Annotated in this window: 17 protein-coding genes; 10 read left to right on the top strand and 7 right to left on the bottom strand. The window is 52.7% G+C overall.

All coding sequences use genetic code 11. From position 1 onward, the window contains the following. The first annotated feature begins 373 nt into the window (after window positions 1-373). Both HJG54_RS22755 and HJG54_RS22750 read left to right on the top strand, forming a co-directional pair. On the top strand, window positions 374-2,323 hold the full coding sequence (locus HJG54_RS22755; RefSeq protein ID WP_316431538.1) for a heavy metal translocating P-type ATPase: 1,950 nt from the start codon (window positions 374-376) through the stop codon (window positions 2,321-2,323). A gap of 117 nt (window positions 2,324-2,440) precedes the next feature. Next, window positions 2,441-2,602, top strand: a complete 162-nt coding sequence (locus HJG54_RS22750) for a hypothetical protein (protein WP_316431537.1) — start codon at window positions 2,441-2,443, stop codon at window positions 2,600-2,602. A gap of 72 nt (window positions 2,603-2,674) precedes the next feature. On the opposite strand, the gene HJG54_RS22745 is transcribed toward HJG54_RS22750, so the two are convergent. The 4 genes from HJG54_RS22745 to HJG54_RS22730 form a co-directional block, all read right to left on the bottom strand. Continuing rightward, the gene (locus HJG54_RS22745; RefSeq protein ID WP_316431536.1) at window positions 2,675-3,634 is read right to left on the bottom strand and encodes an orange carotenoid-binding protein; all 960 of its coding nucleotides are present in this window, start codon (window positions 3,632-3,634) and stop codon (window positions 2,675-2,677) included. A 458-nt stretch (window positions 3,635-4,092) separates the two neighbouring features. Further along, complete coding sequence (gene purB, locus HJG54_RS22740) at window positions 4,093-5,388, bottom strand: adenylosuccinate lyase (protein WP_316431535.1); 1,296 nt, start codon at window positions 5,386-5,388, stop codon at window positions 4,093-4,095. Between the two features lie 63 nt (window positions 5,389-5,451). Beyond that, the gene (locus tag HJG54_RS22735) at window positions 5,452-6,075 is read right to left on the bottom strand and encodes a metalloregulator ArsR/SmtB family transcription factor (RefSeq protein WP_316431534.1); all 624 of its coding nucleotides are present in this window, start codon (window positions 6,073-6,075) and stop codon (window positions 5,452-5,454) included. 383 nt (window positions 6,076-6,458) lie between these two features. Next, a complete protein-coding gene (locus HJG54_RS22730) occupies window positions 6,459-6,803 on the bottom strand; it encodes a hypothetical protein (protein ID WP_316431533.1) in 345 nt (114 codons plus the stop codon). Window positions 6,804-7,271: 468 nt separating this feature from the next. Between HJG54_RS22730 and HJG54_RS22725 the strand changes: the two genes are divergently transcribed. Further along, a complete protein-coding gene (locus tag HJG54_RS22725; RefSeq protein WP_316431532.1) occupies window positions 7,272-7,904 on the top strand; it encodes a bifunctional 4-hydroxy-2-oxoglutarate aldolase/2-dehydro-3-deoxy-phosphogluconate aldolase in 633 nt (210 codons plus the stop codon). Between the two features lie 83 nt (window positions 7,905-7,987). Here the strand turns inward: HJG54_RS22725 and HJG54_RS22720 are convergent, their stop codons facing one another. Together HJG54_RS22720 and HJG54_RS22715 are read right to left on the bottom strand one after the other, a co-directional pair. Continuing rightward, on the bottom strand, window positions 7,988-9,067 hold the full coding sequence (locus HJG54_RS22720) for a glycerate kinase (RefSeq protein WP_316431531.1): 1,080 nt from the start codon (window positions 9,065-9,067) through the stop codon (window positions 7,988-7,990). Window positions 9,068-9,105: 38 nt separating this feature from the next. Continuing rightward, window positions 9,106-9,450, bottom strand: a complete 345-nt coding sequence (locus HJG54_RS22715) for a DUF565 domain-containing protein (RefSeq protein ID WP_316431530.1) — start codon at window positions 9,448-9,450, stop codon at window positions 9,106-9,108. A gap of 122 nt (window positions 9,451-9,572) precedes the next feature. On the opposite strand from HJG54_RS22715, the gene HJG54_RS22710 reads away from it, so the two are divergent. Further along, entirely contained in the window at window positions 9,573-10,169 is a 597-nt protein-coding gene (locus HJG54_RS22710; RefSeq protein ID WP_316431529.1) for a hypothetical protein, read from the top strand. Between the two features lie 13 nt (window positions 10,170-10,182). Here the strand turns inward: HJG54_RS22710 and HJG54_RS22705 are convergent, their stop codons facing one another. After that, window positions 10,183-10,317 carry a hypothetical protein gene (locus HJG54_RS22705; protein ID WP_316431528.1) on the bottom strand — a complete coding sequence of 45 codons (135 nt, stop codon included), beginning with the start codon at window positions 10,315-10,317 and terminating at the stop codon, window positions 10,183-10,185. Window positions 10,318-10,325: 8 nt separating this feature from the next. Between HJG54_RS22705 and HJG54_RS22700 the strand changes: the two genes are divergently transcribed. The 6 genes from HJG54_RS22700 to HJG54_RS22675 all read left to right on the top strand — a co-directional run bounded on the left by HJG54_RS22700 (window position 10,326) and on the right by HJG54_RS22675 (window position 17,643). Then, the gene (locus HJG54_RS22700; RefSeq protein WP_316431527.1) at window positions 10,326-12,179 is read left to right on the top strand and encodes an ArnT family glycosyltransferase; all 1,854 of its coding nucleotides are present in this window, start codon (window positions 10,326-10,328) and stop codon (window positions 12,177-12,179) included. Between the two features lie 101 nt (window positions 12,180-12,280). Continuing rightward, window positions 12,281-12,994: a transcription antitermination factor NusB gene (gene nusB / locus HJG54_RS22695; RefSeq protein ID WP_316431526.1), complete on the top strand. Its 714-nt coding sequence runs from the start codon at window positions 12,281-12,283 to the stop codon at window positions 12,992-12,994. A 103-nt stretch (window positions 12,995-13,097) separates the two neighbouring features. Next, a complete protein-coding gene (locus HJG54_RS22690) occupies window positions 13,098-13,610 on the top strand; it encodes an MAPEG family protein (protein WP_316431525.1) in 513 nt (170 codons plus the stop codon). 165 nt (window positions 13,611-13,775) lie between these two features. After that, window positions 13,776-15,302, top strand: coding sequence for a signal recognition particle-docking protein FtsY (gene ftsY, locus HJG54_RS22685; RefSeq protein WP_316431524.1), 1,527 nt, complete (start codon window positions 13,776-13,778; stop codon window positions 15,300-15,302). Further along, the gene (locus HJG54_RS22680; RefSeq protein ID WP_316435657.1) at window positions 15,275-15,715 is read left to right on the top strand and encodes a GFA family protein; all 441 of its coding nucleotides are present in this window, start codon (window positions 15,275-15,277) and stop codon (window positions 15,713-15,715) included. The genes ftsY and HJG54_RS22680 overlap by 28 nt, the downstream gene beginning before the upstream one ends. A gap of 1,325 nt (window positions 15,716-17,040) precedes the next feature. Then, window positions 17,041-17,643: a DUF3611 family protein gene (locus tag HJG54_RS22675; protein ID WP_316431523.1), complete on the top strand. Its 603-nt coding sequence runs from the start codon at window positions 17,041-17,043 to the stop codon at window positions 17,641-17,643. Window positions 17,644-17,652: the final 9 nt, after the last annotated feature.

Below are 17,652 nucleotides of genomic sequence, written 5' to 3'. Positions count from 1 at the left end.
TCTGCATTCAGCAAACAGTATTTGTCACTACCGCTAGATTTTACAAAGATGTACCTCGACTTTTCCTCTGCCACAAGGGACATTTATTTTCACCTGTTTCCTACTTATTCCCATCTAGGTAGGTCAATCAGATTAAACGGTAGATGCAGTATAGGTAAGATGCCCGCACCAGCGAAACACTGGCATTACGGATCGTCAAATTAAGGATGTTGATCTACTTACTTGCCTCTCCGTTTACTTATCTCTCCGTTTACTTGACACTCCGTCCCACTTTACCGCTTGACATTCTTCACCGCTTGACATTGACACTGATGTTAAGGTTTAAGCTGCCAATGGTTGGTGTATCTAGCAAGTTAGCTTACAAGTTAAATCAATGGCGGTTTTTTTCTCGAATCTCTCTGCGGCCAAACTACCCCGGTTTTTCAGGGCGTTGTCTCAGCATCCCGAAGCCTTGGCGGCGATTGCCTGTAGTCTGCTGATTCTGTTGGGCGGGCTGTTGCTGCATTGGAACTGGATCGGGTTGGCGCTGCTGAGCTTGGCCGTGGCCTATGGAGTAGGGGGCTACGATAGCGCCCGCGAAGGATTGACCACCCTAGTTGAGGAAAAAGAACTCGATGTTGATCTGCTGATGATTGTGGCGGCGCTGGGTGCGGCAGGGCTGGGGCTTTGGCGACAAGAGTACCACCTAATTATCGATGGGGCAGTGCTGATCTTGATTTTCTGCATTAGCGGGGCACTAGAAAGCTATGCCATGCAGCGAACCGAGCACAGTATTCGCGGCTTGATGACGCTCACACCCGAAACAGCTCGTCAGATCGAGCAGGGGCAAGAAAAAACAGTTCCCATCTCTGCCCTGACGTTGGGCGACCGTTTTCTCGTCAAGCCCGGTGAGCTGATTCCCACCGATGGGCGTGTAGTGGAAGGAGAAAGTACGGTGAATCAGGCCGCGATTACCGGCGAATCGATTCCAGTCGAGAAATCTCTGGGTGATCCGGTCTATGGTGGAACTTTGAATGGAACCGGTGCCCTAGTGGTAGAACTCGACCAGCCGCCAGAAAGCAGTTTGTTGCAGCGGGTCATCCGCATGGTGGAAGCCGCCCAAACCGAGACACCGCCTTCCCAGCAGTTTATCGAACGCTTCGAGCGGGGCTATGCTCGGGTAATTGTGGTGGTGGGTGTGCTGTTAGCGACGTTGCCGCCCCTGCTGTGGCAGTGGAATTGGGAAACGACGATCTACCGCGCCTTGATTTTTCTGGTGGTGGCCTCTCCCTGTGCTCTAATGGCGGCAATCATGCCGACGCTGCTGTCAGGAATTGCCAATGGAGCCAAGCAGGGCATTTTGTTCAAAAGTGGTGCTCAGCTCGAAACCTTGGGTCAGGTGCAGGCCATCGCTTTCGACAAAACCGGCACCCTCACCACCGGCACTCTGCAAGTCGTAGACCTGATTACCGCTCCGGGGTTTAGCTCAGCTGAACTGTTGCAGGTAGCTGCTGCCCTTGAGAGCCGTTCTGAGCATCCGATTGGAGCGGCAATTGTAGGGCTGGCCCGGCAGCAGTCGGTTGGTTGGTCAGAGGCCAGCCAGGTACAGGCCCAGATCGGCAAAGGGATCAGCGGTCTGTTTGAAGGTAAACCGGTGTGGGTCGGAAAAGCCGAGTTTGTTTTGCCTCAGGTAAACTCTGCCAACGCCGACGCCCCTATCCTCGGACAACAGGCCCAACAGTGGGAATCAGAGGGTAGAACCGTGATTTGGGTAGCGGCTGACACGGCACTTCTAGGGCTAATGGCCGTTGCCGATACGGTTCGCCCCGAAGCTCAGAGGACCATTCGCGAACTGAAACAACTGGGCATCAAGCAAGTCATTCTGTTGACCGGAGACAACGAACGTACTGCAAATCAGCTTGCTCAGGCTGTTGGAATTGATCAGGTCTATGCTAACTTACTGCCCGAGGATAAAGTTAAGCAAATCAAACGACTACAGCAGCGTTATGGTGCGGTTGCTATGATTGGGGACGGCATCAATGATGCTCCTGCTCTGGCTCAGGCATCGGTTGGAGTGGCGATTGGGGCCGCTGGAAGCGATATTGCGATGGAAACGGCAGACATTGTGCTGATGACCGATCGGTTAGAGAAACTGGCGACGGCAATTCAGTTAGGGCGACGGTCTCAGCGTGTGATTAAGCAAAATATTGTCTTTGCCTTGAGCTTTATTGCGCTGCTGTTGCTGGCTAACTTCACCGGTCAGATCTCCCTGCCACTGGGCGTGATTGGGCACGAAGGTTCAACCGTACTGGTAACGCTGAGCGGACTACGATTGCTGCGATGAATGCGCTGAGCTAGAACATCTGACTTTTTGTGACCCATCGCCTGACCTTTTCAGGCTGTGGAACTGGGCGGAATTTTTTACAGTAATTCCAGAACAGCCGATTTGGGAGTCACTGCTATGAGCCGCCGCCGTCGTAATATCTGGATTGAAGCCGTTCTTTGGGTAATCGCTGAGATGATCCTCAGTTCTGCCGGGATGGACACCATCGCTGACTACAGCGAATTTCTGGTAAATCAAAAGCTGACGGTTAGCGTTGAGTCGATAGTAAGAATCGCCTGACCCCTAGTACTAAAGATCAGGCGATGAAACTAACTCAACATCTAGCCGAGTGCTCTACTAACAAATATCTGATTAGCGAATTAAATTCAAGAGTTCCTTGGGCGATGCCAACAAATCAATGGCAACAAAGAAAATCTTGCCTTGAGGATCGAGCAGGAAGCGCCACGCAATGTTCATGCCCACTTTGGCACCAAACCAAGGCGTTTGCACCTTACCCGTCACCTTCACCTGAGTAAACCCATCTTCTGCCGGCTCAGCCACTCCCCGCTCTGGCATTAGTTTCAGGTTTTGGCACTCTTCTCGCAAATAGCGCAGCACATTCTCTTTCCCCACAATCGGACGCTGGAATGGCGGCTGGAGCGCTCCGTCTTCGGTGAACAGGTTGATGACCGCATCGAAGTCATTGGCGTTCATATTGTTGATATAGCCCAACACGGTCGGGTTATCCACCCCTTCAATGCTGACTTGGGTGCGCTGCGCGACTGACTTAGGCGGCACAACGGGTTCTGCTACGGGAGTGTAGCCTGCCAACTTGCTGGGGTCATAGCCCATATCAACTACGGCATTGCGCAAAACCGTGATCTGCTGACCGGCATCTAACTCACGAATGGTTTGCAGAACGGCAGAAGCGTTAGCAGAAAGCTTATATCCTTCGGGAATGGGGGCAACAATGCCCTGCTCCATCCACTGCCCCAACTGATACCAGAAGCCCAGCTTGATGTTGGGGCTGAATGTACCGTAGGTACGGCACATCGGCGTATCAGCCCGGTTTGCAAGGTCACACATCACCTGGGTCTGCTCCAGTGCAGACAATTGACGAATTTGGTTCAACAGGCCCTCAGCGAGCACCATGCTGGCGGCTCCGGGAGCGGCAATCGTGATAGTTTTGCCCATTTCGGTGTAGGCAAACCAAATTAAAGCAAGCTGATCTTCAGCACTGAGCTGGTTAAATCTGGCGACTGTAGCAGGAACGGCATCCGCAGCAAGGGTGCCAGGAAAAATACCACGAGCTGATTCAATCGTGAATGGCATAGGACTGATCTACCTCGTCAGATTCAGTAAACAAATTGGCAATCGACAAGAGTCAACCCGGAGGGCCAAACCAGAAACCTGGAGCCATCGGGCACATGTCATAACTCTTCGTTACAAACTATAACAAATCTTATTAAAAAGAAACAAATTTTTACAAAAATCAGAAAACCTTACCCAGCTTATAGTTTCACGTTTCCGATTGGCGTAAGTCTATGGTTGGCTTGTCGAAATGCTGATTCATGTGACTGAGATGGTTATGTAGAGCACAGCCATCCTCCATACAGCAGGTCGAACGTTTGTCTGTATCAGAATTAATTCCGATACAGGCACATCACCCATTCATCGTTCAGACATCCGGCTGAAGCTCACGGCGAAGCCCATCCACCCTACTGCTACTGCCTACGGCAACGCTGCGCGACGTGCAGAAGCTAGCTACTCCCATCCACTAAATATTCAGCCTAAATATTCAGCCGCTGATAAACCACATTCAAATTCTTCAGGTGCTGCTGCGAATCAAAGCATTCTTCGATTTCTGCCGGTGATAGCACAGCAGTAACTTTCGGATCTTGGGCAATCAAGCCGTGAAAATCTCCGTCGGGCTGATTCCAGGCTTGGTGAGCACAGGACTGCACCACAGCATAGGCTTCTTCACGAGTCAGTCCTTTCTCGACCAGCTTCAGCAGCACCCGTTGACTGAACACCACTCCGCCATAGACGTTCATATTCCGCTGCATATTCTCTGGATAGACCAGCAGATTTTTCACCAAATCGGTCGTTTCCACCAGCATGAAATGAATTAGGGTGCAGCAGTCGGGAAACATCATCCGCTCAACCGAGCTATGGGAAATATCGCGTTCGTGCCAGAGGGCGACGTTTTCTAAGGCCGACATGGCATAGCCGCGAATAATCCGGGCCAAGCCAGTCAGCCGTTCCGACCGAATTGGGTTGCGTTTGTGGGGCATCGCCGACGAGCCTTTCTGCCCTTTCGAGAAAAACTCTTCCACTTCCAAGACATCAGTGCGCTGGAGGTTGCGAATTTCGACAGCAAATCGCTCAATCGAGGCAGCCAGTAACGCTAACGCCTGGATGAATTCCGCATGGCGATCGCGAGAGATTACCTGCGTCGAAGCGGTATCCGGCTCTAGGCCCAGTTTCTGACAAGCCAACGCCTCGATTTGCGGGTCTATATTGGCATAGGTACCCACTGCGCCAGAGATTTTGCCCACAGCGATCCGCTGGTGCAGCATACAGAGCCGCTCCCGATGCCGCAGCACTTCCGCCAGCCAACCGGCCAACTTAAAGCCAAACGTAATCGGTTCGGCGTGAATCCCGTGAGAGCGACCGATCATCACCGTATCGCGATGCTGCTGAGCCTGATAGCGAATCGCCTGTACCAAATGCTCGATCTGGCCCAAAATCACATCTAAACTGGCAACCAATTGCAGCGCCAACGCCGTATCTAGCATGTCGGAACTGGTCATGCCCAGGTGAATGTAGCGCCCCACATCCCCAACATACTCGTTCAGATTGGTCAGGAAGGCGATCACATCATGCTTGACTTCTTTTTCGATCTCTAGCACCCGCTGCGGGTCAAAGTTTGCCTTGGCCTTGATCGTATCCACCGCCGCTTGGGGAATGTAGCCTAGTTCTGCCTGGGCCTCGCAAACCGCGATCTCGACTTGCAGCCAGGTTTTGAGCTTATAGTGTTCGGTCCACAGTTCGCCCATTTCGGGCAGGGTATAGCGTTCTATCAAGGCTCTTATGCAAAAAATACAACCGACCATTGTACAACTCATTCGCAGGTGAGATGTTGCTGGTTAAGCGGTTTCCTGCCATTCAGTTTCAGGCAAGCGCCAGTAAATGCCTTTGTCGCGCTGCATCATGCGATAGCCAATCAACTCTCGGCGCAGAGTGGCACTATCGGGATGATATTGCTGGATAAGCTGATTCACCGCTTTTTCTGGATAAGTGATGCCCTCGTCAAACTGACGCACCAGCCACTTTAGAATCACCAAGCGCTTGCGGCGACTGGCCGGAATTTCCTTCAGCCGACCGGCTTCTAGGTAGCTCTTCAACACTTTTTCATCCCATACCTCCGCCTCAACCCCATTCACGAGCGACGCCATTTGATCCTGGGTCAAAATCGCTTTGTTCAACGCCAGCAGCGCCTCTGAATCGAGTTGGTAGAAATGGGTGTTGCCATCGGGCCGCATCTGCACGAGATTGAGTTCTTTCAGCTTGGTCAAATGGTGAGACACCGTCGGTTCCTTTAGGTGCAGCAGGGCGGCTAGCTCCTCAACGCTACATTCGCGCTGGGCCAAAATTCCCACTAGCTTCAGGCGGCTTTCGTTGGCTAACGCCTTGAAGAATTGCAGCAGGGTCGAAAAATCGGGTGGAGAGGAGACGGTAGACATAATTGCCAGTGTTAATTCGATATTCATCTAATTTAACGCGTATCTAATTAGATTGGTATCGAATTAGTTTGGCGGTGGCAAGATCAGATTCGCTGTTCTCGATGCAAGGGTGTGATTATGGTTCGGTCATGGTTCAGTTTTGGTGTAGTTTCAGAAGGCAATTGCGGTGATTCAATTGGCGGAAATGTACAGGAATTACGCAGTTCAGCAATTTCTGCCCCCTTAGCCCCCCCGAATCTGGGGGAAACAAATTGGAAGTCTTCCCGAATTGGGAGACTTAGGGGGCGCATGCGTAAGTCCTGATGTAGTTCTTTCAGCTTTGCTAGGAGAAAATGCGGTTGAACAATAATTGAACTTTATAGATCAAGATAGATCAAGGACTCAAACGATTCATTTTCGATCTACTGAGACTAGGTCGTTTTGCAATCTTGCAGGTTAGACGCGATGAGCAGTTTAGTGTGAGCGGCTGGTTCACAGGCTTGCCACAGTTGCTCTAGTTGCTCATCCCAAACATCCACAACCAGAGATGGATCAGCATCATAGCGGTGAAACTGCTGTAAGAGAATGGCCCATACCTCGACTACACCAGATAGGCGGGTATAGGTGACAAACTTGGGGTTTGCAAAGCCTAATGACTCTGCCAGCTTTAGTATTTCTAGGGCTTTGTCTCCCAGTTCTGAAACCAGCAAAGCAACCCTGAACTCTCCCGGTTCGGTTCTCAGCGGATTAAAGGTTTGGGTTTGTGACGGACTCATTTTGCCTCGCTTCAATCCTTAAGGTGCAGGAGTATCGTGCTAGTCTCTTGGCGCTGCCCTTTGTCATCTTGACACACCCAATGCACGCCACTATTGTACCTTCCTGAGTTCTAGAGTGTGCGATTGCTTCAGCCTCTGCCTGTGCCTCCTTGAGGCTAGTGGCGTAGATATTAATTGCCTCGTCCCAGGTGTTGTCAGGATCTTGGTCTTGTAGAAATTGGGTCAATTGTTTAACCGTTAAACTATCAAGTGAAGGGGTGTTTCGACTTTTAGTCAGCCACTACTTTACAGCGATTTCTCAAGCGATTTCTCAAACATTGTGGAAACTGTGGAAACGTTCACAACGCAGTCAAGACTGTTAGGTTAAGGGTTTCAGCGATTCCGATAGAGATTTGGCCCAGACTGGGTGTCGAATTAGTTTGGCGGTGGCAAGATCAGATTCGCTGTTCTCGATGCAAGGGTGTGGTCATGGTTCAGTTTTGGTTGCCGCTGGTGCAGTCTCAGAAGGCGATTGCAGTGATTCGGGCGGCAGATCTCGCAATCGGGATTGCGATGGCAAAGGCAGTGGCGGCTGGCGGCATGAAGCTGATTGAAGTTACCTGGAATAGTGCTGAACCTGTGAAGCTGCTTTATGCGCTGCACGCCGAGTTGCCCGACTGCTGGATCGGGGCAGGGACGCTGCTAGACCTCGATCAGCTACAGGCGGCCATCGCTGCCGGAGCCGATTTTTTGTTCACGCCCCACACGCGCCTAGATTTGATTCAACAAGCCGTACAGCAGCAAGTGCCGATTATTCCAGGTGCCCTGACGCCCACCGAAATTTTGACGGCATGGCAGGCGGGAGCGAGCTGTGTCAAGGTGTTTCCGATTCAGGCCGTAGGCGGGGCTGACTATATTCGCCATTTGCAAGGACCGCTGGGAGAGATTCCCCTGATTCCTACCGGAGGCGTAACGCTCAACAATGCCAGGAGTTTTATTGACGCCGGAGCTGTAGCCGTTGGTTTAGCGGGTCAGCTATTTCCCCAACAAGCCTTGCGCAACCAGGATTGGGATCTGATTCGGGAACGGGCCAGTCGGTTAATGCAGTCGTTGGGAGGGTGAGGGGGTGAGGGGGTGAGGGGTGAGGGGTGAGGAGTGAGGGGTGAGGGGTGAGGGGTGGAGGGGACTTTATTAAAATGACTTTTTCAAAGTAGAGAGGCGGGCTGATAGATGGCTGTAGGCCGATGCTCGCGGTCGAGTTCGATCACTAGATCGACCCAGTCGGGATCCTGAAGCAGGGGGCGGATAAATAAGTCGGGGTGCAGGGAACGCCAGAAGTAGGTGACAAATTGGTTGATTTCGGTGGCGCTCATGCCGGTTTTGCCGCTGGCTTGCATTTGCTGCTCGGCCTGCTGTCGCCATTGTTGACTGAAGCGATAATCGGCTGGATAGAGCACAATCAACTGATCCAACTGCTGCCATAGCGGTAAGTAATCCTGGAGACGAGAGTTCACCTCACGAGCAAAGGCGCGGTCGGCTTCGGTGGTGATGGGGGCAGGGGCGGTTGTCAGTTGCTGTGGGTCAATCGGACGCACGCCGACAAACCAGCCTTCAAATAGCACCACATCAGCGGCAGTCACTAGTTCTGGTGCGGTGCGCTCGCCTGCCCCACTGTAGGCTGACTTATCGAAACGGGGCAGAGCCACCGGGAATTGAGCTTGCCGCAGTTGACTGAGTACCTTCATCCCCAACTCTAGATCATGCGTACCCGGTGGACCCCGCCAGCGAAAGCGCGGATCAGCCTGCTGCAACTGTTGACGTTCGGCGTAGGTTTTATAGAGGTCGTCGATCGAAAGGCCGCAGACCTGCCATCCCAGTTGGCCCAAAATCACGGCCAAAATTCGGGTGAGCGTGGTTTTGCCAGTTCCCTGTACACCCAAAATGCCCTGCACCAGCGGACGAGAGAGCGACCTGCGCCACTGGATTATCTGTTCGGCTAGCGGCAACCACAGCAGCCACAGCACCTCTAAGGGGCACTGCGGCCATCCCAACTGCTGACAAAACTGCGCCACCGCCGGATACACGAGTCGCCAATCCTCGATTCGCTGCTCTAGTGCGGCTTCTACCGTGTCGTTAGTAATCGTAAATGCTGCCGCTTGCCATGAGTCCAGGAGGCTGGCCCGGAGATGGAAACGGTCCTGCGATGTCAGGGGAACTCCAGCGCCGAGGGTCAGCTTTGGCAAAACGGCTGCTAGCGGGCCGAAGTGAATGCGGTGAGCGCTCATTGTTCTGAATTGTTCTGAATTCTGAATTTTTCTAGACCCTAGCTGCCCAGCTTAAACGCTTCTACAAACAGCCCATAGGTGACGCCGATCTTGAACCCGTTGATAGCTTCTAACAGAAGCGTCCGCTGTTGCTCACTGGGCCGCCCCCGATCGCTGCGGTAGACGATCCAGCTAATCACTTCGCTCAAAAACACCAGCAGCAACGACACAATCACATCCAGATTGGCTCGCTGTCCCGCTACGGTTGAGATGGTAGTGGCCATAAAATTGCCGCTCAACAAGCTGATGATCAGGACCGAGGTGCGTCGCCAGGGGTTGCGCAAAAACGTGACTAATCGCCCTGATAAACGGTCAAGTAAGGTACTAAAGCGGGTGTTTTGCATGGCAGCCCTCCGATCCCTAGCGATCCCCAAAATCTTGTCTAAAACTGGCGGGAAATGCATCCCAAACGCGCCAATCACTGTCTAGAGTAGTAGATGAGGACAGCGAAAGGGAATAGGGTGTTTTGACGGACGATCTGAAGCTAAAAATCTATCCTGCTGTCATTGCCATTCTGGGCTTAAGTTTGGTGGCGCTCCTGATGTCGCGACTAGAGATCCAGGTGGCAAGCGATGTGCCTCCAGCAGACTTGGTGCCGTTGAGAGAAAGGTCGCCCAGTCCGGTTCCACCTGCGCCGCAGCCTTCCCCGACAGCTTCACCTTCACCCACACCCAAAGCCGAAACTCCTATTCCCAGCCCCTCTCCATCCGTGATAGCCCCAGCGCCAGCTGCGCCCAGTGAAGGCGGATTGCGAGTCAGCAATCGCACGACCTTTCCGGTCCGGATTGCCCTGCTGCATCAAGCCACAGCAGCCGATGTTCCGCCCGAACAGGTGACCTACGAGCAGCCCGTGCATTGGGACTTTGCCCCGGAAGAAGGAGAAGCCAAAGGCTTGATTTTGTCCTTACCTGAGGGCAGCCTGCGGTTAAAAGCCGGAGATGTGCTGGTGGCGTTTGCGCAAGATGGTTCCCGGCGCTATTGGGGTCCCTATGTTGTCGGTCGAACACCTGCTCCAAATTGGAGTGCAGCTGAGAAGGAATGGTCTTTAATTCTACAGCCGTGATTTTGTTTAGCTATTAGCGGCTTGACGGCTCTTGCGCAGCTTCCAACCAGCTAAACCGCAGCACCAGCGGCCAAAAACCAATCACCACCTCAACGCCATTTTTTCGACAGGTTTCCAGGTAAAGTAAGGTCTGAGTCTGATCAACCAAACGACCGCATGAACTGGAAATCTCGCTTCTCGCAACCTGTTTTGCTGCCGCTCGTGTCGCGCTGGGAAAAGTACCCTCACCGTTTGTGGCTGCTGTCGGCCCTGTGGCTGGCACTGCTGGCGGGAATTTCCGTTTGGCTTCGCCTGGGCAGCACCGGATTGCTCGATGAGACGGAACCATTGTTTGCGGAAGCGGCTCGGCAGATGACCGTGACCGGCGACTGGATCACCCCCTACTTCAACGAAGCGACCCGGTTCGATAAACCGCCCCTGATCTATTGGCTGACGGCAATTGCCTATCAGGTGGTAGGCGTCAACGAATGGGCAGCCCGCTTTGCTTCGGCCTTTGCTGCGACGGGTTTAGCGATTTTCACCCTGGTGACACTGCGTCGGTTTGGCTTGCCTCGGCCCGCGATTCAGCAATCTGCATCATCTGCATCAGCCGATGTCACAGAGCCTTCCCGACCCACAGCTCTCTGGCTCTCCGCCTGGATTGGGGCTGCTCTGGTCGTTCTGAATGTTCAAACTATCGCCTGGGCCAGAATTGGCGTCTCCGATATGCTGCTGAACGGCTGCATCGGCAGTGCGCTACTGGCGTTTTTTTGGGGCTATGCTCAGCCCAACCAGCCCCAGGCCCAAAACCGCTGGTATCTGGCCTTCTATATCCTGAGTGCTTTGGCCGTGCTGGCCAAGGGGCCGGTCGGCATCGTACTGCCCGGATTAGTGATTCTTGCCTTTCTGCTCTACACGGGCACCTGGCGGTCCGTGTTGGGGGAAATGCGGTTGGTGCGAGGCAGTTTAGTGTTTTTGGCGATTGCCCTGCCCTGGTATGGGCTGGTGATTTGGGCCAACGGAGCAGACTACATCGAATCGTTCTTTGGCTATCACAATGTCGAGCGGTTTACCCGCGTAGTCAATAACCACTCGGCTCCCGTCTGGTTTTATTTTGCCGTGGTGCCGCTGGCGTTTTTGCCCTGGTCTGCTTACCTGCCGATTGCGATTGCCCGTTTGCGGATCTGGCAGCTCCAGCGCTGGCGACAGCAGCCCCGCTCGACCCATCTAGGGCTATTTGCCCTGCTCTGGTTTGCCGTCATCTTCGGCTTTTTCACGATTGCTGTGACCAAGCTGCCCAGCTACACGATTCCGCTATTGCCCGCCGCCGCCATTTTGGTGGGGTTGTTCTGGAGCGATCAAATGACTCGGCCCCCTGGCCCTCGGTCAAAGCAGTCACTCAGTCGAGGCGTTTGGATCAGTCACATCGCCAATTTGGGCCTGATTTTGCTGCTGGCGGCAGTGGTGTTCTACAGCCCCAACTGGATGGGCAATGAGCCAGAAATGCCCCAGCTTGCAGAACTCGTGCGCCAATCTCGAATTACGCTCTGGGGAAGTTTGATTTGGCTAGCGGTGGCCTTCGTTGAACTGGGGCTGCTGCTCCGCCGCCAGAGCCGCTGGATTTGGAGCGTTCAATTAATTGGCTTTCTAGCCTTCCTGCTGATCACCCTGCTGCCCGCCATGACAATTGTGGATGCCCAACGCCAGCTTCCCCTGCGCCAGCTCGCCACCACAATTGTGCAGGTTCAACAGCCCGAAGAACCCATCCTAATGATTGGCCTGCGCAAACCCAGCCTCGTGTTTTACACCCAACGCCCGATTACCTTCATCGCCGCCCTCAGCGATGTCCCCGACCAGCTCAAAAAACTCACCCGTCGCCTATCTCGCCCCCGCTCCAAAGTCCGCTCCCTGCTGCTAATTGGCCGCCCTGTCAAATTCGAAGATGCCGGCATTACCCCCGACCAATACGACACCATTGCCGACGCTGGCGTCTTCCGCCTCGCCCGCATCACCGTTCCCCGCAGATCCTAACTCCCTACTCCCCACCCCCCACTCCCCACTCCTCTACCCCCACTCCCCCTCAAACCTTGCTACAATAGCCCAGTCGCTCTGAACCTAGCCAACTCAACATCATGCAAGCCCGTCGAATTGCCCGCGAATTAGCTTTGCTCAGCATCGGTCAGCTTCCTGCCAAGCCCGACAAGCTGCAAGCCCAACCGCTCCAGGATGTAATTTTAGCGGCGGTGCGGACCCTGACTACCGAAGTGCAAGACACCCTAGAAGCCGCTTCAGCCGAGTTGAGTCGTAGCAGCGATCGGTTGCTGAATAGCGAGACGCGAGCCGGCAGCATCAACAGCGCCAGAGCGATGGTCAACGATGCCATTGATTTGACCCAAACCGCAATTAACCGCGTTGGGGCCGCCCTGGAACTACCAGAATTCATTCAGCTCGCCAATCAAAAAGAAGTGCGGGCCTACACGATGGAGTTACTGACCCAAACCCAAGCCCATCGGGAAGAAATTGATCGGTTATTAAATCAATCAATGGTCGATTGGCAACTGCACCGGCTGGCTCGGATTGATCAGGATATTCTGCGACTGGCGGTAACGGAAATGTGGCTGCTGGGTGTGCCGGAACAGGTGGCGATTAACGAAGCCGTTGAGCTAGCGAAACGCTACAGCGGAGAAGAAGGCTATCGGTTCCTGAATGGAGTCTTGCGGCGCGTCAGTGAACAAATCAACGGCCAAGCTGAGTCGAACAACTCGCAGGACGAAGAAAACAATCAGAACGAATCGAACCGTGAACAGCGAAATGAACACCTTCGGTCAGGATCATCGCTGGCTTAAATGACTTGAAGCAAATGGTTGAACGAACGATCAGCAAAATCTGGCCGTTTCCACTTCGAGTTAAAGCCATAATCAAAGGCGAATTGGTTTGGAGCAAATGTCGATGAACAATCCGGTTCCGATTGCAACCCTGTTTATTGGACTGAATGGATTGATCGCGTTTGCTTTGTCTTACATGGTGGTGATGGAGCGAACCAGCACGAGAGTTTGGCATGGAGAGTCGCAAGCCGATGTATCAAACCAACCTGATTATCTAGAGAACCCAGGTAAATGGGCCGCGTTTGTTGAACGCTATACGCAAAAATCAGTCGCGGCTAAAACCACGGATGATGGCCTGTTGCAGCGCAAAGTGCGGGCCTTCGGTAATTTCATCGAATATGTGCCGCTAGCGTTGCTGTTCTTGTTGACGCTGGAATTGATGCAGGCAGGAACAGGGCTGTTATGGCTGTTGGGCAGCGCGCTGACTGTGGGTCGTGTGGCTCATGCCTGGGGAGTGATTAAAACCTATGGCCCCTCACCGGGACGCGCGATTGGGTTTTTCCTCACCTGGTTGGTGTATTTAGCGGGTGCTGGTGCTTGTATGTATTATGGTGCTATTGGAGTATTGCGTCCGTGATCGGGAGAACTGGGTTGCAGAGGGTGAAATCGGTTAGGGCTGTGCTTTGCAGCCGTTTGACCAGAAGGTTGGATTGCATAATTGAGGCTAAGGCCAGGCCAAGGATAGGCCAACAGTAGGACAATAATTAGGGCAATAATTAGGGTAAAAACGCAGGCAGGTGGTATGGGTTCTTTCAATTGGTTCAATCGTCAATATGATGACAAGCCAGCCGCTGAGGACGAGGCAGCGCAGCAAGAGGCAACAACCGAGTCAGCGACGCAAGCTGCTGAATCAGGGACACAATCCGCTGCTGAGGAAGCTGCCGTCAACGAAGACTATTTGAGCTGGGCCAAGGCTGCCTACGCGAATATCCGCAAGCGGCAACAAGAGGAAACTGAACCTGCAGCAGATGAGGGTGCTCCAGAGTCAGTGGCTGAAGCGCCTCTGACTGAATCAGCAGCTGAACCAGCCGAGCTGGAGACAGAACCGGAGACCCCAGAAACTCCTAGCCCGGAAGCGAGTCCAGAACCGACTGCGGCACCCGCAGCACTGCCGTTTTGGATGCAGGCCGAAACCGAGCGCTTAGCCCGTTTGGAGCGTCTGAAAGCCGAAGCCGAGCAGGAAGCCGAAGCCGAGCAAGCTGCCCAATCTACCCAGGCACCCGCTGCTCCGGTGGAACCAACGGAAACCATTCCTGACTTCGTTTTAGACGAAGCCTTTGTTTGGTCCGCTGAGGTGTTGGCAGCCCAAGGACGCCGTCCGGATCAGGTCTCAATTGAAGAAATTACCTGGCTGAAACGGTTGCGGCAAGGACTCGACAAAACCCGTCGCGGTCTGGTCAACCAATTGCGCTCGATTGTGGGCCAGGGTCCGCTGAACCAAGATGCGGTAATGGAGATCGAGGCGCTGCTATTGCAGGCGGATGTGGGAGTTGAAGCCACCGATTACATCATCGAATCGCTGCAAAACAAACTGAAAGAAGAAGCCCTGCCGCCCCAGGAAGCGATCTCCTACCTGAAGAGCCTGCTGCGGGACATGCTAGACAAACCGCTGGGTGATTCCCACAGCCTTTCCTTTGTGCCGGAGAAAGACAAGCTGAATATCTGGTTGATTACTGGCGTGAATGGCGCAGGCAAAACCACCACGATTGGCAAACTGGCCCACATTGCTCAAAAATCCGGCTATCGCTGTTTGATTGCCGCTGCCGACACCTTCCGAGCCGCCGCTGTACAGCAGGTGAAAGTCTGGGGTGAGCGCAGCCAAGTAGAAGTGATTGCCAATCCCGGCAAGAATACCGACCCTGCCGCTGTCGTGTTTGATGCAATTGCGGCAGCCGAGTCACGTGATACTGAACTGCTGTTGGTGGATACTGCCGGACGGTTGCAGAACAAGAAAAACCTGATGGAAGAGCTGAGCAAAATTCGCCGGATTATCGACAAAAAGGCTCCCGACGCCAATGTGGAATCGCTGCTGGTGCTGGATGCAACCCTGGGACAGAATGGTCTGCGTCAAGCCGAAGTGTTCTCTGAAGTGGCGAAGCTGAGCGGGGTGGTTCTGACTAAACTGGATGGAACCGCCAAGGGCGGAATTGCCTTAGCCGTGGTGCAGCAGCTCGGTCTGCCGATCCGGTTTATTGGCGCGGGTGAAGGGATCGAAGATCTGCGACCCTTCTCTAGTTACGAATTTGTAGAAGCGCTGCTGAGCGGCTGAGTAGTCTCCAGAATTTATGTTGCTTCTGTGGACGGATTCGGTACCGAATTGATGCACCACTGGGGCCAGGGCGCAGCTGCCACTGCTCTCGCTGTAGAAAGGCATTTAGTGGGGCAGGATCTGCTTACGCTGAAGTTGCACCAGGTTCATTCTTCTGGCTCAGCGGTGATGAGAATCTCACCTTCTATGAAACAATGCCCGGATGGGGGTTGTGCTTCTGTCGGACCTGTGGGACCACGCTGTGTGGTACGGCCAACGGCAAGGTGCATGGAGTGACCCTCGGAAGCATCGATGGGGATCCAGGGGTCCAGATTGAGATGCACATTTTCGTTGGCTCCAAAGCAACCTGGGATCACATTGGCGGCCCCGCCCCTCAGTTCTTGGAGTTTCCTCCCCAAGCCATATCGAACTAGTATGCCATCCAACACCCTCTGTGCACCGAATCCCGGTGATGAATACCCTTAAATTTTCAGGCAATTCTACCGAGGCTAGAGCTGCAGAACCAGATTCGTTACCGGGAACCTTCCATCATAGGTTGAGGTCGTTCACTCTGAGCACAAGCCGCAAAGCTGACAGTAATTGCAAAGCTCAGTACAGCAGACATAAAATAAATCAGTTTATTGACACGAAGCAGAATAGTTAACAACAAACTTATTGATACTTGTTTCAACAACAGTTTTATATAAAACTGTTTTTTCTACTTTCCTAATATTTCCCTATAGTTCACCATATATGTCCAATAATTTAGATGCGCTCGAGTTGATAAACCACAAGTCACAACAATAGCCTAGCTAGTACACCAATCAATTCGCGCTTACTCGATTTGGTCAGTCTACGATTTTGCGATTTAACGCTGCCTACAATCCTCTACTCTTAGTATCTATGAAAGCGAGCAATTATGATGTATTTCGACTACATCAGCTTATAAATAAGTTGCAAGCTAGTATGTAGACAATTTTGAATAAGTTTGTCTATATATCTGCGATAGCATCTAATATATTAGCGTTTGATATATTGGATTTTGAGATCTGTTTAATTTCCGGCGTTACTGAACCTAGTATGACTTTGCCCTCCTCCACCCCTTCTGCCCGTTAGAGCTGTATTAGGGACTAGTACTGAGGGCTAGAACGACTCAAAGCTCCCTCTCTGGGCTGCCCGTTAGGGCTATACGTTGGAGAATTATAGCCCTGCGGATATCCCATAAAAGAGGGCCGAGAGGCGAAGCTCCCACGCAGGGGCAGTGCCGCTGTACCCCGTTTTTCGTACTTCACTAGCCTGAAAAAGACTGTAAACCAGCTTTTAGCTCATACCGATAGCCAACCCTGCAATTATTCTATGGTTATTAAGATGACTATTAAAAACTAAGAGTTCGGTCCACAGGAGCCTGCAATTTTCAGAGAAGCTACTTCACACCCATAACCGCTAGAAGATAGGTTGATGTATGGCTTCTAGCGTTCCTAAGAATAGGTAAGCAGGAAAAACCAGGAGCATGAGTCTCCCCTGCTCACTAACCAACTAAATTCAGTTTTAGCTTAGAAAAAAAAAGTAAGAAACTAATATGAACGAGAATTGGATTAAGAAATTCCCTTGGCATTCCAGTAATTGCGTTTTCAGATTATAAGATTTTCATGGTACTCAAAGGCTGATCAGCCGAATGCTGAGCCGCCAAATGCCGAGCCACTGAATGTTGGATCGTGCCTGAATTGCCTGTAGTGCTTCCTTTTAATCCCCTACACCTATGTTTGATTTCCTCAAGCCCGAATCTGCCCGCTCTACTCCCCAACAGGTAGCCCGTTCATTGCGCTGGCTGGGTTGGGCTGGCTTTTGGTTGCAGGCTCTGCTGGGGTTTATTCCAATCCTAGTTGTATTGACCTCGGTTCTAGCCAGGACCGCTCAGCCAATGACCATGCTTTCCTTGGGCGTCTGGTTAGCGATCCTGTGCCTGATTGTGCTGCTGTTTAGCATCTACTGGTGTTTTCGCTACACGCGGTTGGCATCCCGGTTGGAAGATCGGGATTTGCGCCCAGCTAAGGCTCAGGTGATTCGCGATTTGAAGTTGGGGCTGGTTGCCAACATTGGGATTATGGCAATTGCAGTTGTGATTGCCCTGTCGCGGGTGGGTGCCTTGACCTTGAAGATGCTGACTCTGCCGCAAGGGGCCACCGTAGTAGCTCCGAATCAAATTGGTACAACCTTGGGAGCCGCAGGGACGCTGATTACTCCTTCTAATATGATTGCGATTCACGCCATGATTAGCGCCATTGCGGCTGGTTTGGTCGGAACGATCGTGTCATTGTTATTGCTGTATCAGGTTGGGCAACAGCGTGTTCCGCAAAGTTAGCGTTTTCCC

The sequence above is a fragment of the Leptolyngbya sp. NK1-12 genome (assembly GCF_032598965.1).
Classification (GTDB): Bacteria; Cyanobacteriota; Cyanobacteriia; order Elainellales; family Elainellaceae; genus Elainella.
This window is presented reverse-complemented; position numbering and strand designations above follow the sequence as displayed.

Excerpts from the sequence above, each read along its gene's own strand:
- HJG54_RS22755 (WP_316431538.1), top strand. The coding sequence starts at position 374 with ATGGCGGTTTTTTTCTCGAATCTCTCTGCGGCCAAACTACCCCGGTTT.
- HJG54_RS22675 (WP_316431523.1), top strand. The coding sequence starts at position 17,041 with ATGTTTGATTTCCTCAAGCCCGAATCTGCCCGCTCTACTCCCCAACAG.
- HJG54_RS22715 (WP_316431530.1), bottom strand. The coding sequence starts at position 9,450 with ATGCAAAACACCCGCTTTAGTACCTTACTTGACCGTTTATCAGGGCGA.
- HJG54_RS22735 (WP_316431534.1), bottom strand. The coding sequence starts at position 6,075 with ATGAATATCGAATTAACACTGGCAATTATGTCTACCGTCTCCTCTCCA.
- ftsY (WP_316431524.1), top strand. The coding sequence starts at position 13,776 with ATGGGTTCTTTCAATTGGTTCAATCGTCAATATGATGACAAGCCAGCC.
- HJG54_RS22745 (WP_316431536.1), bottom strand. The coding sequence starts at position 3,634 with ATGCCATTCACGATTGAATCAGCTCGTGGTATTTTTCCTGGCACCCTT.
- HJG54_RS22725 (WP_316431532.1), top strand. The coding sequence starts at position 7,272 with ATGGTTCAGTTTTGGTTGCCGCTGGTGCAGTCTCAGAAGGCGATTGCA.
- HJG54_RS22700 (WP_316431527.1), top strand. The coding sequence starts at position 10,326 with ATGAACTGGAAATCTCGCTTCTCGCAACCTGTTTTGCTGCCGCTCGTG.
- HJG54_RS22690 (WP_316431525.1), top strand. The coding sequence starts at position 13,098 with ATGAACAATCCGGTTCCGATTGCAACCCTGTTTATTGGACTGAATGGA.
- HJG54_RS22750 (WP_316431537.1), top strand. The coding sequence starts at position 2,441 with ATGAGCCGCCGCCGTCGTAATATCTGGATTGAAGCCGTTCTTTGGGTA.
- HJG54_RS22730 (WP_316431533.1), bottom strand. The coding sequence starts at position 6,803 with ATGAGTCCGTCACAAACCCAAACCTTTAATCCGCTGAGAACCGAACCG.
- nusB (WP_316431526.1), top strand. The coding sequence starts at position 12,281 with ATGCAAGCCCGTCGAATTGCCCGCGAATTAGCTTTGCTCAGCATCGGT.
- HJG54_RS22720 (WP_316431531.1), bottom strand. The coding sequence starts at position 9,067 with ATGAGCGCTCACCGCATTCACTTCGGCCCGCTAGCAGCCGTTTTGCCA.